3 protein-coding genes and 1 pseudogene are annotated in these 3104 nt (G+C 68.0%); all 4 read left to right on the top strand.

Annotated elements, in window-relative coordinates; translation table 11 throughout:
* A pseudogene (locus DIZ26_RS34640) lies at positions 1 to 421 on the top strand (cell division protein FtsK); the annotation flags it as partial.
* 173 nt (positions 422 to 594) lie between these two features.
* Positions 595 to 933: a hypothetical protein gene (locus tag DIZ26_RS34635; RefSeq protein WP_112248799.1), complete on the top strand. Its 339-nt coding sequence runs from the start codon at positions 595 to 597 to the stop codon at positions 931 to 933.
* Positions 930 to 1805 (top strand): bifunctional DNA primase/polymerase, encoded by an 876-nt coding sequence (locus DIZ26_RS34630; protein ID WP_112248798.1) that lies wholly within the window; start codon positions 930 to 932, stop codon positions 1803 to 1805. Before DIZ26_RS34635 ends, DIZ26_RS34630 begins: the two co-directional genes overlap by 4 nt.
* A partial coding sequence (locus DIZ26_RS34625; RefSeq protein ID WP_112248797.1) for a DUF3631 domain-containing protein occupies positions 1802 to 3104 on the top strand: 1303 nt, incomplete at its 3' end. The genes DIZ26_RS34630 and DIZ26_RS34625, both read left to right, overlap by 4 nt.

The raw sequence follows: 3104 nt of genomic DNA, 5'->3' as shown, positions 1-3104 counted from the left end.
CCGGGGTGTCGGCTACCTGTACGGCGCGTCTGACGCGACACCGACCGTGCGAACGTTCCTGGCCGACCACGGCGACGCGGAGAAGATCCTCACCGCCGCCCGCGCCCACCGCGAACGCATGGGGCTACTGACCGGCGCAGCCGCAGGCGAGGAGATGGAACGTGCAACCCGCGATGTTCTGGCCGACGTGCTGACCGTGATGGGCTCCGACTCGGCCGCCCACTGGGACACGATCGCCGGACGGCTGGCCGACCAAATGCCCGAGCAGTACGACGGCACCACTCCCGACGCCATCTCGGCCCAAGCCCGTGCCCTCAAGGTGCCGTCCGTGAACGTCAAGCGCGACGGCGCGACCCGCAAGGGCGCCAAGGCCGACGACATCCGCGCCGCGATCAACCGCCGCACCATCAGCGGAGCGTAACCAACCTGACCGAGGTCGCGGGGCGACCTGAGTAGCGGCACCGCCGCTACTGGTAGCGGCAACGCTACCCGCCCCGCTACCTCACAACCCTGATCCCACCAGGCCGTTTATCCATGCGTAGCGGGTAGCGGCTCTGGCTCCTCACGCCCAAAACAGCCCTCTGGAGGCTTCACGTGTCCAGCACCCTCGCTACCTCTACCCTCACCGCCGCTACCCACGGTAGCGCCCTCGCTGCCACCGCGCACGGCATCGCTCAGGCCGCCACGGTCGCACTCATCGTCACTGTCAGCATCGCGTTTTACCTGTTCACCTGCCTGGTCTGGCCGTTCGGGAAGTGCTGCCGCTGCAAGGGCGCGGGCAAGTTCAAATCCCCGTTCGGCAACGCCTACCGCCACTGCGGCAAGTGCGAAGGCTCCGGCCTGCGCGTCCGCGTCGGCCGCAAGGTCATCAACTACTACCGACGCACCCGAGCCGGAGCCGACAACGCAACCAGCAAGGGCGGCCGGAAATGAGCGAGATCCTGACCGCAGCTCTCGCCGCTGCCGAACGCGGCTGGCCGGTGTTCATGCTCGGCCGATCCAAGCGCCCAGTCGCCAACTGCGACACCTGCCACGACAACTCGCACGACCCAGCCGACTGTGATCACCTGACCTGCCACGGGTTCTACGCCGCAAGCACCGACCCGGCCCGCGTCGCCGCGATCGTCAACGCCGTTCCGCGCGGGCAACTCGCAGTACGAACCGGTGCAGCCTCCGGACTCGTGGTGGTCGACGTCGACCCCGCTCACGGTGGCGGCGATAGCCTTCGCGAGCTGATTGCGCGCCAGCTGGTGCCGCGCACGCTCTGGGTCCTCACTGGATCGCTAGGGCATCACCTGTACTACCGGCACCCTGGCCGCGAGATCCAGTCGAGGCCGATGCCGAACAGGCCCGGAATCGACATCAAGGCCGATGGTGGATACGTCGTCCTGCCGCCGTCGATCCACCACAGGACAGGCATTCCGTACCGGTGGACAGCCAGCACTGGTACCGATGCGGTGGAGATGCCCCCGCCCCTGGTCGAGGCGTGCACGCCCGCTACGCCGGCCAAATCGCTCACCCCGCCAGCAGCCTCTATGCCCACGTCGTCGGGCGGGGGCATCTCCCACCCCGACAGGCTCCTGGACAGCCTCCTCGACGCCGTACGACGCGCGCCGAAGGGGAAGAGGCGCACGACCCTGTACGGCGCTGCCAGAGGCGTTGCACGGATGGTCGCGGCCGGAGCCATCGACCAGGCCGATGCGGTCACCGCGCTGACCGATGTCGGCTACCAAGCCGCCCAGACCGCACGAGATATCCAAGCCGCCATCGCCGGTGGCTTCCGTGACGAAGGGATTGCCGCATGACCACCCCAGAGGTCACCGCCTCCGACCAGGTCGACGGTGCCGAGCTGCTGGACGACGTGGCCCGCGTCGTCACTCGCTACGTCATCCTGCCGAGCACGTCCGCACTGACCGCAGTGGTGCTGTGGATCGCCGCAACGCACGCCGTACCGGCCTGGAACTGTGCGCCCCGGTTGGTGATCCGGGCACCTGAACGACGCTGCGGGAAGTCGCGGCTGCTGGACATGGTCGAGGCCATGTCGCACCGCCCACTGATGACCGTGAACGCCTCACCATCGGCGGTCTACCGGTCCATTGGCATCGCGCCGTCCGATCCGCCGACGCTGCTGATCGATGAGGCCGACACGATCTTTGGCCCGAAGGCGGGCGAGAACGAAGACCTGCGCGGCCTGCTGAACGCCGGACATCAGCGCGGCCGTCCTGCCCTCCGGTACGACGCCGGGTCGAGGTCTGTCGAGAAGATCGCCACCTTCGCCATGGCCGCGCTGGCCGGGATTGGGGCGATGCCGGACACGATCGAGGACCGGGCAGCCGTGATCCGGATGCGACGACGCGCACCGGGAGAGAAGGTCGCGCCGTACCGCGTCGGCCGCGACGGACCCGAGCTGGACGAACTGCGCGCGCGGTTGAACCAATGGCTCACCGGCCACATCACGGCGCTACGGCACGCCACACCGGACATGCCTCTAGAAGACCGCGCCGCCGACACGTGGGAGCCGATGATTGCCGTTGCCGACCTCGCAGGCGCGCAATGGCCACGAGCCGCCCGCAAGGCCGCTGTCGCGCTTACCAGCGACCGCGACGCGGGCGACGAAGCATCCATCCCGACAAGGCTCCTAGCTGACTGCCGAGCGGTGTTCCAAGACGCTGACGCGTTGCCCACCGCAGAACTGCTCAATCGACTCAAGGCCGACACAGAAGCCCCCTGGGCAACGATGGGCGCTAGCGGCCTGTCCGGCATGAAGCTCGGCAACCTGCTGCGCGAATTCGAGATCCGCAGCGACACCATCCGCTTCCCGACCGGACAAGCCAAGGGCTACTACCGCAGCGATTTCACCGACGCCTGGAACCGCTACTGCCCCGATCCCAAACCCGCTGCTGGGGAAGCCGTACCAGACGTACCAGCCGTAACTTCCCAGGTCAGCCCCGAAGAGGCTTCCACCACTGGTACGGCTCAAGCCGTACCAAGCGACCAAGCCTCCTTGGCCCTGACCTGCGAAAACGAGGCTGGTACGGCTGGTACGGCTTGGGTCCCCAGGGCCGCACCTGACCTCTTCGATGCCGACGACCCTCACCGCCGGG

It is taken from the genome of Kribbella monticola (genome assembly GCF_003261635.1).
GTDB lineage: Bacteria > Actinomycetota > Actinomycetes > Propionibacteriales > Kribbellaceae > Kribbella > Kribbella monticola.
The sequence above is the reverse complement of the archived record's forward strand: the minus strand, read 5'-3'. Positions and strand labels throughout refer to the sequence as shown.

What these genes read in the sequence shown, in the direction of transcription:
- DIZ26_RS34630 (WP_112248798.1), top strand. Translation starts at nt 930, where the DNA reads ATGAGCGAGATCCTGACCGCAGCTCTCGCCGCTGCCGAACGCGGCTGG.